The organism is Mycolicibacterium hippocampi (assembly GCF_010723735.1).
GTDB lineage: Bacteria > Actinomycetota > Actinomycetes > Mycobacteriales > Mycobacteriaceae > Mycobacterium > Mycobacterium hippocampi.
Genome location: NZ_BLLB01000002.1, coordinates 4,160,787 through 4,175,343, shown reverse-complemented (window position 1 = coordinate 4,175,343; position 14,557 = coordinate 4,160,787). Strand labels below are relative to the sequence as shown.

Genomic DNA, 14,557 nt, shown 5'->3' with positions numbered 1-14,557 from the left:
CCGCACTTCTCTTGACGCTGACGGAGTCGGACCCCGATTCGCCGACGCTCTGTGCGGGCTGGACCACTCGAGATCCCCTCGTGCATCCGCTGATCAGCTGTACCGACGGTGCGGGCGGGATACCTGATCGTCGGCAATGGGAATTCGGACGAGCGACGGGGTCGTCGGCGCCTGGAGATAGCCTGCCCGGGTTGCAGTACGAGCGCTTGAGCCAAGCGTGCGAATGCGTGATGGAGTGATCGCAATCGCGTCGAGACGACCACTTCTTCCGCCTTGTATTCGAGACGCGAAGGAGCAAAGGGTGGTCAAATCATAGAATGTCTGCAATTGTGACATGGACGGTTGTGACCTGCGAGGGGAGGCGCTGAGTTGGCGATGTGGGTTGCGAAGTGCACATCGGTGCCGGGTTGGAACCGCGGTTCGGCGGTAACGCGTGCTCGTTGACGGCGAGAGCGAGAAGCTTGCCCGCAAGGTGAGCCATCTGCTGGCCAACGACCCGCAATTCGTGGCGTCGCTACCTGACCGAGTTGTCTGCGAAGCGATCGTCGATCGCGACATCGGCTGGGTGGAGCTGATGCGCACGGTGGCAACGGGCTACGCCGACCGGCCTGCTCTGGGGCAACGCGCCACCGAGCTGGTCGCTGCTGCCGATGGGCGGCGATGCCTGCAGGTGCTGCCTCGATTCGACACCATCACCTACGCCGAGCTGTGGTCTCGGGTAACGGCCACTGCAGCTGCGCTTGCCGACGGTTTCGCACGTTCGGGCGATCGCATCGCCACACTCGGCTTCTGCAGCGTTGACTACACGACCATCGACATGGCCGTGCCCATGCTCGGTGGGGTTTCGGTGCCCCTGCACGCGGGGGCTCCCGCCGGTCAGCTGCTGACCATCGTCGAGGAGGCGCAGCCGTCGGTAATCGCCTGCAGTGCCGAGCACCTCGACACCGCCGTCACCATCGCACTGGACGGCCCCGCGCCGAACTTGGTGATCGTCTTCGACTACGACCCGGAGGTCGACGACCACAGCGAGGCGCAGGAAGCCTGCCGACGGCGACTCGCCGAGGCTGGCAGCTCCGTCGTCCTGGAGACGCTCGCCCAAGCGATCGACCGCGGGGCTGGAGTGCCCACGCCGCCAGACCCTGCGCCCGACGGCGACCGACTCGCGGTGATCGTCTACACGTCGGGAAGTAGCGGAAGTCCCAAAGGCGCCATGCATTCTGAGAGCCTGGCCAAGTCGGCGTGGACGGCGACCGCAGCCGTCCTGGTGGAGCGAGGTTTTGCACTTCCGGCGATCACCCTGAACTACATGCCTATGAGTCACACTGCCGGTCGCGCAATGCTCTACGCGACGCTGGGGTCGGGTGGTATCGCGTATTTCGCGGGTAGAAGTGACCTCTCGACCATCCTCGATGACCTGGCCCTTGTTCGTCCCACCCAGCTCAACTTCGTTCCGCGGGTGTGGGAGATGGTGTACAGCCAGTTCACCAAAGAGCGCCAGAGGCGTGCCGATGACGACGATGAAACCATCCTCGCCGACCTGCGCACCCGCGTGCTCGGCGGCCGCTTCATCACCGCACTGACCGGCTCGGCACCGATATCCGACGAGCTCGCGGAGTGGGTCGAAAGACTGCTCGATTCACACCTGATGAATGCGCTAGGTGCCACGGAGTCCGGTTCGGTGGTCATCGACGGCAAGGTGCAGAAGCCACCAGTGATCGACTACAAACTCGCCGACGTGCCAGAACTCGGATACTTCAGCACGGACCGGCCTCATCCGCGTGGTGAGCTTCTGATCAAGTCGCGCACGCTGTTCAGTGGCTATTACAAGCGGGCCGAAATCACCGCCGACGTCTTCGACGAGGACGGCTTTTTCCGCACCGGGGACGTCGTCGCAGAGACAGGACCGGACGAAGTTCGATTCGTCGACCGGCGCAACAATGTGATCAAGCTGTCCCAGGGCGAGTTTGTCACGGTGTCGAAGCTGGAGGCGCTGTTCATCAATTGCCGCGCGGTCGAACAGATCTACGTGTACGGCAATAGTGAGCGGTCGTATCTACTCGCTGTCGTCGTACCCTCGGACGCTGCTCGCTCCCAAGCACCGATCTCCGAACTGAAGCCGCTGATCCTGAGATCACTCCGCGAGGCGGCCCGCTCAGCGAAACTCGAGCCCTACGAGATTCCGCGCGACATTCTCGTGGAACTCGAACCCTTCACCCTCGACAACGGGTTGCTCGGCGGTGTCCGCAAACCGTCGCGGCCCAATCTCAAGAAGCGGTATTCCGAGCCACTCGAGCAGCTTTACGCCGAGCATGCCGAGGCCGAAGGGGCTCGGCTTGCCGAACTGCGTGCCGAGGCCCACCTACGTCCCGCCGCGCATACCGTCTGTGCCGTCGCGAGTGCACTTCTGGGGACAGCCATCGAGGAAGTCCCTGCTGATGCGCACTTCTCCGGTCTCGGCGGTGACTCGTTGTCGGCGCTCACCTTCGCAAATCAGCTGGCAAGCATCTTCGAGCTCGACGTCCCGGTGGGAACCATCATCAGCCCGGCCAGTGACATGCAGTCCATTGCCGACTATATCGAGACACACCGTCTATCAACGACTTCGGGAACGACATTCGAGTCGGTCCACGGGCCGGCAGTGACCGAGGTGGATGCTGGTGATCTCACGCTCGACAAATTCATCGACGTCGTCACGATCGAGGGCGCGCGCACTCTCGAGGATCCCCATTCCGAGGTCCGAACGGTGTTGTTGACCGGTGCCACCGGGTATCTCGGCCGGTACTTGTTGTTGGACTGGCTCAGTCGCATGGAATCAGCCGGTGGCAAGGTGATCTGCCTGATTCGTGCCAAGGACGATGCATCCGCGCGAGGACGACTCGACGATGTGTTCGACAGCGGCGATCCCGCACTCCTACAGCGGTACGGGGCATTGGCATCGGAGCGCCTCGAGGTGCTCGCCGGGGACAAGAGCGAGGCCAACCTCGGCCTCGATGCGGTGATATGGGAACGACTGGCCGAAACCGTCGATCTGATCGTCGATCCGGCTGCGCTGGTGAACCACATGTTGCCGTACCGCCAGCTCTTCGGCCCGAACGTCGTCGGTACGGCGGAGCTCATAAAGCTGGCCTTGTCGATTCGGCAGAAGCCGATCGCATTCGTATCGTCGGTCGGTGTCGGCGCAGCGATACCTTTCGGCCAGTTCAACGAAGACGCCGATGTTCGTCGTGTCGGCCAAATCCGGCGGCTGGACGACAATTACGCGACCGGGTATGCCACCAGCAAGTGGGCCGGCGAAGTGCTGCTCCGACAGGCACACGACCTGTGTGGGCTCCCGGTCACCGTCTTCCGCTGCGACATGATCATGGCGGACCCGCGGTATCGCGGCCAACTCAACCTCCCCGACATGGTCACTCGGCTCATTCTCAGCATCGGCGCCACTGGGCTCGCGCCGGAGTCGTTCTACCTACGTGATGCCGATGGCGGCCGACCGCGTGCCCACTTCGACGGTCTGTCGGTGGATTTCGTCGCCGATGCGGTATCAACCCTGACGGTGACGGCATGGGGAGACTTCGAGGGGTTCCGTACGTTTCACGTGGTCAATCCACACGACGACGGGGTCGGCCTCGATACGTTCGTCGACTGGATGGTCGACTACGGAGTTCATGTCGAGCGTATCGACGACTATGTGCAGTGGTTGGAGCGCTTCGAAATCGCCTTGAGGAACCTGCCCGAGAAACAGCGCCAGGCCTCGCTGCTGCCTCTGCTCGCCAGCTACCGGCATCCCCAACCGCCGGTGCGGGGATCGTTTGCGCCGACCGACCGGTTCCGAACTGCGGTGTCGAAGGCCGGTATCGGTGTCGATGGCGAGATCCCCGGTATCGACCGTTCGATCATCGAGAAGTACGTGTCCGACCTCGAGTGCCTGGGACTCTTGACGGCGGCCTCACGCGTGATCTCCCGTCCGTCCATCGATTAACCCGAGAAAGAGAGATTCATGTACGAGCAGGTTGACTTCGACATCACCAGCCAAACCCCGACGTTGGATCACTACCGGCGTGACTGGCGGCCTGATTCAGCGCAGGGATTATGCGGCATCTGGTTGGGTGGGGTCGTCAGCGACTCGGAGGGTAACGACTACTGGGGGGTGCGCGGATGCGACGACTTCGTCCCGGGGATGACCCACGTGGTGTCGCCGATCTGCGGATTCCGGTCCTTGCAAAAGGGAATGGAGGTCGACGCCACGCACCTTTTCCCGGAGTACTCGACGCTCGACTGGTTCGAACCCATGCAGTTGCTCGACGCTGGAAGCAATGTGCAACTGACCTATGCAAGCGGCCGAATCGAGCGGGATGCCGACGGCTTTCACTGGTACGACGCCAGCAACCGGTGGGAACTCCACGGCCGGACGGTGAGTGACATCGTCTTCACCCACGTTCCACCCCAAGAGGGAATCGATGCCGACGTCTACTACCGGCACGAACTGATGTACGCCACCGGGAAGGTCAACGGTGTCGAGGTATCGGGATACGCCCACCAGGACTTCGCTTACGGTCCGGCGGGCACGATCTACACCGAGCTACCGATCGTGCGACACCTGCAAGGGATGTGGGTTTCGTGGTTGCACGAGTTCGCCGACGGCGAGCTCGGCGGCGGCAGCTTCTGGCAGGGGCGAGACGGCGTGTCCTTCGGGCCGGGCTATCAACTAAAAGACGGTGTCACCACGACGCATAAGGACGTCGTCGCCAAGCCGACTTTCGATGATCGCGGAAGGCTCGTCGGTCTCGATACGTCGATGGGATCCGACGTCTACACCATGTCGTTCGACTCGAGCGGTAGCCCGCTCCACACCTTTGGTCCACTGACGAGCGCCTCGTCAGGAAAGGGCATCGCGCGAAGCTGGTGCTGGACAGAATACGGAGGCAACATGATAACCCCGGAACTCATGGACATGGCGAACACTGTGTACGCGCTTGCAAGGGGGCGCTGACCGATGACGCTGCCATCCAAGACCGAAGTCAAATCGTACATCGACGATTTCAGAGAATTGGGCCGGTGGGGCCCCGATGACCAACTCGGGACGCTGAATCTCATTCAGCCCGAACATCGGACCGCCGCGCCGCGCTGCGCCTGGTGACGGAAGGGCGAACCGTCTCGTGCGCCCGCGATCTCATCATCGCCTAAGGCCATACCGAAATCGCGCACGAAATGCATTACGTCGCAAGCGGATGGGGAGTTGGGCCGGCCGACGGAGTACCGCCGACGGGGCGATCTCGGGTCCGCGTGGGGTTCGTCGGACACGTGTATCACGGCACCGACGTCACACACATCGATACGGTGGCACACCTCTTCTGGAAGGTCGAGCTGTACAACGGGAAGTCGTCACGCCTGGTGACATCGGAACACGATGCCGAGCCCCCACGACGACGCGCGCTGGGGACTCCGCGCCGGCTGGCATCCCGCAAGCATGCCGTGGCTTCGCGAAAGAGTCGGTCGTGCGGACCACATCGTCACGCTCGATTCTCGAAGACCTTCATGAGTACATCGAGACAGTCGCGTTGCATCTCTCGGTGGGCGGCGTTGGCGCGTTCGCTGTCACCCGCGAGCACTGCGTCGATCACTGCCAACGTGCCGGAGCGGCTGAGCTCGATGGTCTCGGGGGCGACGCCGAAGAAGGTATCGATGGCGGTGGCTCGGGTGCGGCGTACCGTTCGCGCCACCGCCGGAGCGTTGGCCACTTCGAAGAGTACGTCGAGATACCGCTCGCACAGCGTCGAAACCGCTTCCGAATCGTCAGTAGCGTTCAGTTCGCCGGCGAGTTCGGTCAGAGCGGACGCGACGTCGGGGGTCATCCTCTCGACAGCGCGGCGGGCCACCAAACCGAATACCAGATCCCAGATTTCGGCGTTGTCAGCGACCGAGGTGTCGATTGGCAGGACGAATCCCCCCCGCTGCATCTCCATCTTCACCCAGCCCTCCTGCTCGAGGATGACGAGGGCCTCACGGACCGGCACGCGGCTGGTACCGAGTTGGGCGGCGATGTCCTCCTGGTTGAGCCGCTCGCCCGGACCGAGTTCGCCAGTGATGATCTGCTTGCGGAGTCGCTCGGCCACGAGTTCGCCGCTGCTGCGCCGCGCAAGCGGAGCCTGAGCTGGCCCTCGTCCGCCCATGTGATTCACCCTGCTGTCGGAGTCCGGCCGAGGCCCTAGAGTCCCGATCGTAAACCCCCAGCGACTTTCTGGAATGGAAGCCCACCTACTGTAGACATTCTGCAAAGTTCGTTTAGGCTGCAAACAGGCGTCGACAAGGAAGAGGTCTGCAATTGCGCCCATCGATTCGGACATCACCTTGGCGACGACCCATCATTCTGGTCGCGCAGTGTCGTTGTCGGTCGCGACCCTCCTGCTCAATTCCGTTGCGATGGTGTGTAACGCCGAAGTCGGACTCATCAACAACCTGACCTTGCCGCCACATGCAGGTGGATACTTCAGCGGGCATCAGCCGGTGCCGGAGCAACAACGGGGCACTGATGCCACGCGAAGCATTTAGGGACGCAACCGGTCTGAGCCATGCAGGTTGCGATGGAATCGAAGGCGATGGCCGGCCCGGCCCTTGTTTCGTTGAACCGTTGTCCCGGGCATCGCCAGCGTTGCGGTCGACTGACCGCCACACCCCTCGATGGCGGTGGATATACGCGATGCAGTCAACAGATCGACTCCGAACACCCTGAATGCCCAAGAGGAGGACAAGAGACAGGCTATGGCAGACGAACGAGTTCTCGGCGAGGTAGGCCACGACGTCTACTACGATCCCTTCGATTTCGACATCGACAACGACCCCTATCCGGTGTGGAAGCGCCTCCGCGATGAGGAGCCGCTCTACTACAACGAAAACTACGGGTTCTACGCACTGACCCGCCACGAGGATGTCTCAGCCGGGCTGCAGAATTGGGACACGTTTCGGTCCGGCAAGGGCACCATCCTGGACGTGTTGCTCAGCGGTATGCAGATCCCGCCCGGTTTGGTGCTCTTCGAAGACCCGCCGGCGCACGACGTGCACCGGCGAATGTTGTCGCGGGTTTTCACCCCGCGACGAATGGCGGCCATCGAGCCGTTGGCGCGCAGGTTCACCGTGGCCGCCCTCGATTCGCTGACTGAACGGGGTGGCTTCGATTTCATCACCCATCTCGGGGCGTGGATGCCGATGCGGACCATCGGCACCCTGCTGGGAATCCCCGACGACGACCAGGCGACGTTGCGGGACAATACCGACAAGTACCTCGAGCTCAATCAAACCGAGCACGCGTCCAGGGTGGAACCGGGCCAAGCACTCGCGATCCCCAGCTACGGCCACATCGGCGAATATGTGGATTGGCGGGAAAAGAATCCGAGCGAGGACCTCATGACCGACCTGATCTACGCGGAGGTCGAGAAAGCCGACGGTGTGTCACGACGGTTGACCCGCGACGAAGTGCTCACCTTCATCAGCACGATCATGGGGGCCGGCAGCGAGACCACCACGCGATTGATCGGGTTCGCCGGACAATTACTGGGTGACAACGCTGATGCCCGACGTGAGGTCGCCCGGGATCCGTCACTCATCCCGGCTGCGGTCGAAGAGGTGCTTCGGTATGAGGCACCGTCTCCGGTTCAGGGGCGGTATGTCGAGCATGACACGGTACATCACGGGCAAACAGTTCCCAGTCGCTCGATCATGCTGCTGGTCAACGGTGCTGCCAACCGAGACGACCGCAAGTACCCGGACCCCGACCGATTTGACATCCATCGGTCCCCGAACTCCCATCTTAGTTTCGGGCAGGGACTGCACTTCTGCCTCGGTGCTGCGCTGGCGAGAATGGAAGCACGAGTGGCGCTGGAGGAGGTACTCAAGCGCTGGCCAGACTGGACAGTCGATCATGACCGGGCGCGGCGAGCACACACCTCCAGTGTGCGGGGTTGGGCCAGCCTGCCGGTCGAAGTTGGTTGAGCTGCAACATTATCCCATACGCATAGTGCGGTCGGAATCAGCTGATCGTGGTGCCGTCGCCGAATCCGGTGTAGCTGCGGATCAGCGGCAGGTCGGCTATGGTCGCGAAACCAGCCGGCGCGGAGCAGATTGCGGGCACCGCGTTCAGCACCTGCATCGCGACCGCGATCAGCCCGGCGCGCACGTGTTCCTCGACGGAAGCTGCGCGACTGTAGCTGGCCAGGCAGAGGAAATGGGTGCGCATCGAAGGGTCGCCCTCGATCGTGAGGGTCCAGCCGTCGTCGGGCTTGGGCCAGTGCTCGGGGTACGCACCGCCGACGGTCCACAGCGTTTCGAATTCGATCAGCGGTGTGCCGCGGCGTGAGCCGACGAAAGTCCACCGCTGCCCGGCGGTGGTTCCTGCCGCCAGCTCGTGGCCGAGTATCTGCAAATCCTTGGTCGCTGGAACCGCCTCGAGGGTGACCGAGACGTCGTCGATCGCAGCGTTAAACGTGTCGGCGATGAACCAGGTCTGCTCGGTGAACAACCGGGTGTTGAAAGAGAGGAAGTCGTTGGCCGTCGGGTTCACCTCGTCGACCGGTCGCCCGAACCACATGCCGTCGAAGGTGATGTCAGTGCTCTCCCACAACGACCAGTCGGCGCGCTCCTGCAAAGTGAGTTTGTCGATCGTGCGGCTCATCCCGGACAGGGCCAGGGGCAGCACACCGGACAGATTGCCGGGATTCAAGCCGCTGGCGTGAATGGTGCTGTTGCCTTCTCGGCATGCCGCCGCGAGACGTTCACGGTCGGCTTCGGGGATGCGTCGTGGGTGGAACAGAAACGACACCGTGGCCACGTTCTTGCCACTCTCCAACAACGCGCAGACGTCATCGAGGTCGGTGAATGACGGTGCATAGAGCACGAGATCGGCGTCAGTGTTCAGTATCCGGTCCACGTCGGTGGTGGCGGGCACACCGATGGGCGCCCGACCCACGAGTGTGCCGAGGTCGACGCCGTCCTTGGCCTGCGAATACACCCGTGCCCCGACCAATTCGATGTCGGGCCGGTGGTCGAGGATGGTGGTCACCATCTCGGTGCCGACCGCACCGGTGGCCCATTGGATGACCCGAAGCGGGCGGTCACTGACAGTCATGGGCGCCTCCTGAGGCTCGCTGACCCAGCCAGTGTATGGCAAGTGATAACGTTTGCTCTCAAAATAGGTCAGTTCGAGTTCTCGTCCGGTTCGGGGCTGACATGTCGAAGGGAAATGGTCATGGAAGACGTGCTGGGTTACCAAGGCAAGTCCGTTGTCGTCACGGGGGCGGCGTCCGGCATGGGTCAGGCGGCGGCCCAGATCCTCGTCGACCTCGGTGCGGAGGTCACCGCGCTGGACATCAAGCCGACCACGGTTCCGGTCGCCCGTGCGTTGCAGATCGACCTGCGAGATCGCTCGAGCATCGAAGACGTGGTGGACGCGATCGATGGCCCTGTCGACGGGCTGTTCAGCTGCGCCGGACTGCCGGGTCCGCCGTTCAGCGAATGGGACACCATACTGGTGAACTTCGTGGGCGCCCGCCATCTCGCCGAGCTTCTGGTACCCAAGATGAGCGCGGGCTCGGCCATCAGCGTGATCTCGTCATCGGCGGCGATCGGCTGGCATGATCACATCAAGGTCATCACCACGCTGCTCGAGACCGACGGTTTCGACGCCGCCGTCGAATGGCTCGAAGCCAATGAGAAGAAGTGGTCGTGGAGTGGCTACGCCTACTCGAAGTACATCATCGATGCGTGGGTGGGCTGGTGGTACCCGGAACTCGGGCGCAAAGGTATTCGCATCAACTGCATCAACCCCGGGCCCACCGAGACGGCGATGATGCCCGCGTTCCAGGATCTGATGGGCAAGGAGACCGTGGACGATGCGATCGGACCGGTCGGACGGTACTCGAGGGCCGAGGAACAGGCCTGGCCGCTGGTGTGTCTGGGCAGCCCGAGGCTGAGCTACGTCGGGGGCACGGTGCTGTGGACCGACGGAGGCTGGCACGGTGCGATGACGATGGGCCGGCACAATGCACAATGGGCCGACACCGCCGCCGACCAGATGGCGAAGAAGGGCTGAGCCCGCTCAGATGAAGGCTTAGATGAAATCGCTGCCGCCGTCGACGTTCACCGTCGCGCCGGTGACGTAGCCGTTTCGTCTGGACGCCAGATATATTGTGGCCGACGCGATCTCTTCGGGCAGGCCGGCACGCCCGAGGTCGCAGGGATGGCCATAGGCGCGTTCCACCCAGGCCATGACGTCGTGCGGGTCCGCCGAATCGAACCCGTCCGCGGCGAGCACTTCTTTGAGGATCTCGGTGAAGCTCGCCGTCACGATGGTTCCCGGGCACACGCAGTTGACCAGGATGCCCTCCGGACCGAGGCTTTTCGACAGGTTCTTGGTGAAACTCGACAGGGCCGCCTTCGACGCGGTGTAGGCGACCAGTCGCGGACTCTGCCGCTGGATGGAGTGGGCCGACAGTGTCACGATCCGTGCCCAGTCTGCGGCCCGCAGCAGCGGTAGCGCCGCACGCACCGAGCGCACCGCGGACATGGTGCCGAGGTCGAAGGCGGCATGCCAGTCGGCGTCGTCGAGTTCCTCGAACGAGCCCGCGCCAGGTCCCACGGTGTGGACCAGGACGTTCAGGTTTCCCCACGCGTCCTCTACCGCGGCGTACCCGGCGGCGATCGAGTCCGCGCTGGACATGTCGACGCTGATCGCAAGGACGTCGGACGCTCCGGCCGCTCGGATGCGGTGTGCGGCGGAGTCGAGTGCCTCGGCGCCCCGGGCCATGACGGCGACCGAGGCGCCTTCGGCTCCGAGGGCTTCGGCGATGGCCAGTCCCATGCCCTTGCTTCCCCCGGTGACGACGGCTCTGGCGCCGCCCAGCCCGAGATCCATCTCAGTCGCCTTCTCTCGCAGCTGCTCGGCTGGGGGCGATCACCGCGACGCCCTGGGCGCCAGATGGACGACGTCGGTGACGACCGACGGGTTGGCACGAGCCACCGCCACCAAGGACAGCATCGCATTGGCCACATCGTCCACCGCCGACATCTTCGCCGGGATCTGGCCTTGATGTGCCCAGGCGCGGTACAGGTCGGCCAACAGGTCACGGTCGGCCCCGCGCAGGATCTCGGTGCCCTCGGTGGGGCCTACGCTGACTCTGATCACCGCGAGCTCGGGATGCTCGGCGCGCCATGACCGCAGGATCTCGTCCAACGCAGCCTTGCTTGCGTGATAGGCGGCCACCCCGACTCGGGGGCGGCCTACGTCGTGGCTGGAGGCGATGACCGCCACCGAGCTCTCCGTCAGATAGGGGAGCGCTGTCCGCAACACGTGCGATGCTCCGACGGCGTTCACGCTGTACGCGTGCAACCAGGTGGTGTAGTCCGTGTGCTCGATCAGAGCAAAAGGCACTGCAGCGCTGGTGAACACGATCGCGTCGAGTTGCCCGAACGCGGCACCCACCTGGTGAACGACGTCCTCGATGGCGCGGGGATCAGCTACGTCGAGTTCGTGGGCGGAGCCGTCGAGTTCGGCGGCGAGCTGGCTCAGGCGGTCGATTCGCCGCGCGGCCAACGCGACTTTGGCACCTCTGGAATGGGCGGCGAGCGCCAGAGCATGTCCGATGCCTGAGGACGCCCCGACGATCAGTATGCGGGTTCCGGCGATGTTGGCGTGGCGATCGCTCATGCTCTGGTCTCTCTGCGTGGTCGTGCGGTCCTGGGGGTTTGGTGCATTGCGTCGATGATGGAGCGAACGGTGCGACGGCAGCGCCCGCACTCCGAGCCGGCCCCGCAGGCTTGTGCTACTTGGTGTGTCGTCAGGGCGCCTGCCGCGACGGCCCCGGAGACGGTTTCGTTGGTCACACCGAGACAGAGGCAGACATACATCAGCGACGACCCCGCTTGCTCGGCTCGGTAAAGCGCATCGCGGTCACCAGCCGGCCGATGAAAACCGGAGGGTAGGCACCGATTCCCGCAGACTCCAGCCATGTCGATGCGGCGTCGGACTGCTGAGCCCACAACAGCGCCGACTCCTGGTCCTCGAGCTGCTGGAGGAACATCACTTCGCGCGGATTGTCGAACGCACGATAGACCAGTGTGCGGCGGATACCGGCCCGACCGAAGTCGTCGAGCGACTTGCGTACCCAGGTCATGAACTCCTCGACATTCTCAACCGGCATCACGGCGGCGACGACGAGATCGCTGCCGGGGCGCGGCGGATCGCCGAGGTCGAACCGCTCGACCGTCTCGCCCGCAAAAACCGCGGGCAGTTCGTTGACGCCGACGGCGTCGAACCATTCGAAGAAATACGGCGAGCGAAGCAGGTTCAGTAGTGGCTGTTCTGTTCGGATGCCGATGACGACCAGGACCTTGCCCGGCTCCGGGATGGAGTCGTAGACGAACGCATAGCGCGCACCCAGGTCGATCAGGCTTTCCTGATGGAGCTCCAGGACTGGTCCTACTCGGTCCGACTCCGGGATCCGGAATTCAACGGCAAAAACATACGTGCGAGACATGACGGCGCTGATCAGTCAGCCTCCTGGTCTGTTTTCGTCCGTGGATTGCCTAGTCGGGCTATGATACAGCCATTCTCGCATGAGAGAATTAATATTCTCATCCCCGTGGAAATTGGCGGTGCGTGATCGACGTGAGCGGTAAGACCGTACTGGTGACAGGGGGCGGGGCCGGAACAGGGTCGGCGACGGTGCGCCGATTCGTCGAACACGGAGCCGCACTGCGGTCAGAGCAGTGACGGTGTTCGCGCTGCTGCACGGTGGAATGCACAGAGCGTCGTGCTGGCAAGCTGTCGAGGACGAGTTGCAGCGGCACCGCCATCTCACGGTGGCGCCGGACCTTCCGGTCGACGGCGACTCGGCGGGCGCGCTGCAATGGGCTCGAGTGGCGGACGCCGCGATCGGCGATGTGGTGGGCGATTCAGCCGACGACGTGGTGGTGGTCGGCCACTCGATAGCGGCCGTCGACCCCGTCGACCTACATACTGCTGCGCGCCGACCGGGCAGTCGGTGCGGAGTGGGCGCGCCGCAATGCTGCCGAACGGATAGGTGCCGATCTCGTCGAGATGGACGGCGGTCATTCACCGTTCTTCTCCCGGCCCGTCGAGCTGGCCGAAACACTCGCCCGAATCGGCGTCGACTAGCCCTGTGTCGCTCCCACATCGACCGACATGGCCGTCGCGGTCACCTACCGGGATTCGTCGGAGGCCAGCCACGCGACCGCGCTGGCGACGTCCTCAGGCATCGTCACGGCGTCCGGTAAAAGCTGCTTGCCGACCATGTGATGGGCAACCTGCGGTCGAACTTTCTGGCGCTGCGTTACGGGGCGCCGTTGATGACGGGGAGGCGGATCCATCGTGTTCGTGTCGTCGACGTCGGCAAAGATCCCGATGGAGGGCCTCGGCCACCATTCGGCCGGCAAAGCTGCCCCGCGCGGACCGATGTTCACCGTTTAGGCGAATCAAGCGCCCCTCGGGGTGCGGTGATGGGTAGCTCCAGAGATGTCGCGATGCCCGGTGCGGCGTCGACAACGTACGGGATGGCGTTGACGACGCGCATGGCGGTGGCCTCCATCGCGTTGGCATTGGCCGACTCTGCCGTGTCCTCGGTACCCAGACGTAGATCGCACTGCATGTGGGGTTGGCCTTCGATGATGAGTCGATACGTTCCATTGGGTGCTGTGGCCCACTCGGGTGCCAGATCGGGCGCCATTCGATTGATGTGCTCGATGGTGATGAACGGATGCCCGTCGACGACCCCGGTCGTCTCAGCTCGTACCGCGCCGACGGTGCCTGTCGGAATGAGTCCGCACGCCACGTGGAGGTCGCGCGGGGTGAGGACACGCTCGTACTTCTCGCTGATTCCGTCGAGTTCGACACCCAGGGCCTTGGCGACCAGTCCGATGGGTGGACCCCAGGCGAACTGCTGCGCGCCCTCGAGTTCGAGTAGCGGAGTGAAGTCGAGGGGTTTGCCGAACCCCATGGCGGTCACCATCAGATCGCGGTTCGGGTAGGCGGAGTAGTCGAAAATCTCCTGCGCGCGGATGGCCCGGATGGTGTTCGACAGTGTCGTGAGCAGTATCGCGAACTGGTCTCCGGCGAAACCGGGTTCGATGCCCGAGGTGTAGATGGTGACTCCGCCGGCCGCTGCGGCGGCGCGCACCTGGCCGGCGAGCTCGGGTATCCACCTGTCGGGGAACATCATTCCGGGCGTGTTCGTCGTCACGACGTTGAGGCCGCCGTTGAGCAGTCGCACGTAGTCGCGCACCGCCGCGGCGTCCATCTCCGCACTGGCGGCGCCGTAGAGGACGCAGTCCGGCTTCAACGCGATGATGTCATCGAGGTCGCCGGTGGTCAGCACGCCGATCGCACCCAGGCCGACGATCTCACCTGCGTCCCTGCCGACCTTGTCGGGGCTGTGCACCCACACGCCGACCAGTTCCAGATGCGAACGGCGCACGATTGCGCGGATCGCAACACTGCTGATACACCCGGTGGAGATGACGGCCACCCGTAGCGGTTTCGCACTCATGTATTCGC

At 63.8% G+C, this 14,557-nt stretch carries 11 protein-coding genes and 2 pseudogenes; 5 read left to right on the top strand and 8 right to left on the bottom strand.

All coding sequences use genetic code 11. From position 1 onward, the window contains the following. The first annotated feature begins 433 nt into the window (after positions 1 to 433). Positions 434 to 3,976 carry a carboxylic acid reductase gene (car, locus tag G6N53_RS21140; protein WP_163891683.1) on the top strand — a complete coding sequence of 1,181 codons (3,543 nt, stop codon included), beginning with the start codon at positions 434 to 436 and terminating at the stop codon, positions 3,974 to 3,976. An 18-nt stretch (positions 3,977 to 3,994) separates the two neighbouring features. Beyond that, positions 3,995 to 4,987, top strand: coding sequence for a hypothetical protein (locus G6N53_RS21135; RefSeq protein WP_163891681.1), 993 nt, complete (start codon positions 3,995 to 3,997; stop codon positions 4,985 to 4,987). 520 nt (positions 4,988 to 5,507) lie between these two features. Here the strand turns inward: G6N53_RS21135 and G6N53_RS21130 are convergent. Further along, positions 5,508 to 6,341, bottom strand: a complete 834-nt coding sequence (locus G6N53_RS21130) for a GntR family transcriptional regulator (protein WP_163891679.1) — start codon at positions 6,339 to 6,341, stop codon at positions 5,508 to 5,510. Positions 6,342 to 6,756: 415 nt separating this feature from the next. On the opposite strand from G6N53_RS21130, the gene G6N53_RS21125 reads away from it, so the two are divergent. Then, a complete protein-coding gene (locus tag G6N53_RS21125; RefSeq protein WP_163891677.1) occupies positions 6,757 to 7,983 on the top strand; it encodes a cytochrome P450 in 1,227 nt (408 codons plus the stop codon). A 37-nt stretch (positions 7,984 to 8,020) separates the two neighbouring features. On the opposite strand, the gene G6N53_RS21120 is transcribed toward G6N53_RS21125, so the two are convergent. Continuing rightward, positions 8,021 to 9,115, bottom strand: a complete 1,095-nt coding sequence (locus tag G6N53_RS21120) for an NAD(P)H-dependent amine dehydrogenase family protein (RefSeq protein WP_163891675.1) — start codon at positions 9,113 to 9,115, stop codon at positions 8,021 to 8,023. A 120-nt stretch (positions 9,116 to 9,235) separates the two neighbouring features. On the opposite strand from G6N53_RS21120, the gene G6N53_RS21115 reads away from it, so the two are divergent. After that, complete coding sequence (locus tag G6N53_RS21115) at positions 9,236 to 10,078, top strand: SDR family oxidoreductase (RefSeq protein WP_163891673.1); 843 nt, start codon at positions 9,236 to 9,238, stop codon at positions 10,076 to 10,078. An 18-nt stretch (positions 10,079 to 10,096) separates the two neighbouring features. On the opposite strand, the gene G6N53_RS21110 is transcribed toward G6N53_RS21115, so the two are convergent. The 4 genes from G6N53_RS21110 to G6N53_RS21095 are packed head-to-tail and all read right to left on the bottom strand — an operon-like array spanning position 10,097 to position 12,521. Further along, the gene (locus tag G6N53_RS21110) at positions 10,097 to 10,900 is read right to left on the bottom strand and encodes an SDR family NAD(P)-dependent oxidoreductase (RefSeq protein WP_163891671.1); all 804 of its coding nucleotides are present in this window, start codon (positions 10,898 to 10,900) and stop codon (positions 10,097 to 10,099) included. 39 nt (positions 10,901 to 10,939) lie between these two features. Continuing rightward, entirely contained in the window at positions 10,940 to 11,692 is a 753-nt protein-coding gene (locus G6N53_RS21105) for an SDR family oxidoreductase (protein ID WP_163891669.1), read from the bottom strand. Beyond that, a complete protein-coding gene (locus G6N53_RS21100; RefSeq protein WP_163891667.1) occupies positions 11,689 to 11,892 on the bottom strand; it encodes a (2Fe-2S)-binding protein in 204 nt (67 codons plus the stop codon). Before G6N53_RS21100 ends, G6N53_RS21105 begins: the two co-directional genes overlap by 4 nt. Further along, positions 11,892 to 12,521: a fatty-acid--CoA ligase gene (locus G6N53_RS21095; RefSeq protein WP_163891666.1), complete on the bottom strand. Its 630-nt coding sequence runs from the start codon at positions 12,519 to 12,521 to the stop codon at positions 11,892 to 11,894. Before G6N53_RS21095 ends, G6N53_RS21100 begins: the two co-directional genes overlap by 1 nt. A 262-nt stretch (positions 12,522 to 12,783) precedes the next feature. Between G6N53_RS21095 and G6N53_RS30665 the strand changes: the two are divergent. Next, positions 12,784 to 13,029, top strand: a pseudogene (locus G6N53_RS30665) (alpha/beta fold hydrolase); the annotation flags it as partial. Positions 13,030 to 13,206: 177 nt separating this feature from the next. On the opposite strand, the pseudogene G6N53_RS30660 reads toward G6N53_RS30665, so the two are convergent. Beyond that, positions 13,207 to 13,290 (bottom strand): annotated as a pseudogene (locus G6N53_RS30660) (SDR family mycofactocin-dependent oxidoreductase); the annotation flags it as partial. Positions 13,291 to 13,463: 173 nt separating this feature from the next. After that, positions 13,464 to 14,504, bottom strand: a complete 1,041-nt coding sequence (locus G6N53_RS21085) for an NAD(P)H-dependent amine dehydrogenase family protein (RefSeq protein WP_163896171.1) — start codon at positions 14,502 to 14,504, stop codon at positions 13,464 to 13,466. Between the last annotated feature and the right edge of the window lie 53 nt (positions 14,505 to 14,557).

What these genes read in the sequence shown, in the direction of transcription:
- G6N53_RS21135 (WP_163891681.1), top strand. Translation starts at nt 3,995, where the DNA reads ATGTACGAGCAGGTTGACTTCGACATCACCAGCCAAACCCCGACGTTG.
- G6N53_RS21130 (WP_163891679.1), bottom strand. Translation starts at nt 6,341, where the DNA reads ATGTCCGAATCGATGGGCGCAATTGCAGACCTCTTCCTTGTCGACGCC.
- G6N53_RS21125 (WP_163891677.1), top strand. Translation starts at nt 6,757, where the DNA reads ATGGCAGACGAACGAGTTCTCGGCGAGGTAGGCCACGACGTCTACTAC.
- G6N53_RS21120 (WP_163891675.1), bottom strand. Translation starts at nt 9,115, where the DNA reads ATGACTGTCAGTGACCGCCCGCTTCGGGTCATCCAATGGGCCACCGGT.
- G6N53_RS21115 (WP_163891673.1), top strand. Translation starts at nt 9,236, where the DNA reads ATGGAAGACGTGCTGGGTTACCAAGGCAAGTCCGTTGTCGTCACGGGG.
- G6N53_RS21110 (WP_163891671.1), bottom strand. Translation starts at nt 10,900, where the DNA reads ATGGATCTCGGGCTGGGCGGCGCCAGAGCCGTCGTCACCGGGGGAAGC.
- G6N53_RS21105 (WP_163891669.1), bottom strand. Translation starts at nt 11,692, where the DNA reads ATGAGCGATCGCCACGCCAACATCGCCGGAACCCGCATACTGATCGTC.
- G6N53_RS21100 (WP_163891667.1), bottom strand. Translation starts at nt 11,892, where the DNA reads ATGTATGTCTGCCTCTGTCTCGGTGTGACCAACGAAACCGTCTCCGGG.
- G6N53_RS21095 (WP_163891666.1), bottom strand. Translation starts at nt 12,521, where the DNA reads ATGTCTCGCACGTATGTTTTTGCCGTTGAATTCCGGATCCCGGAGTCG.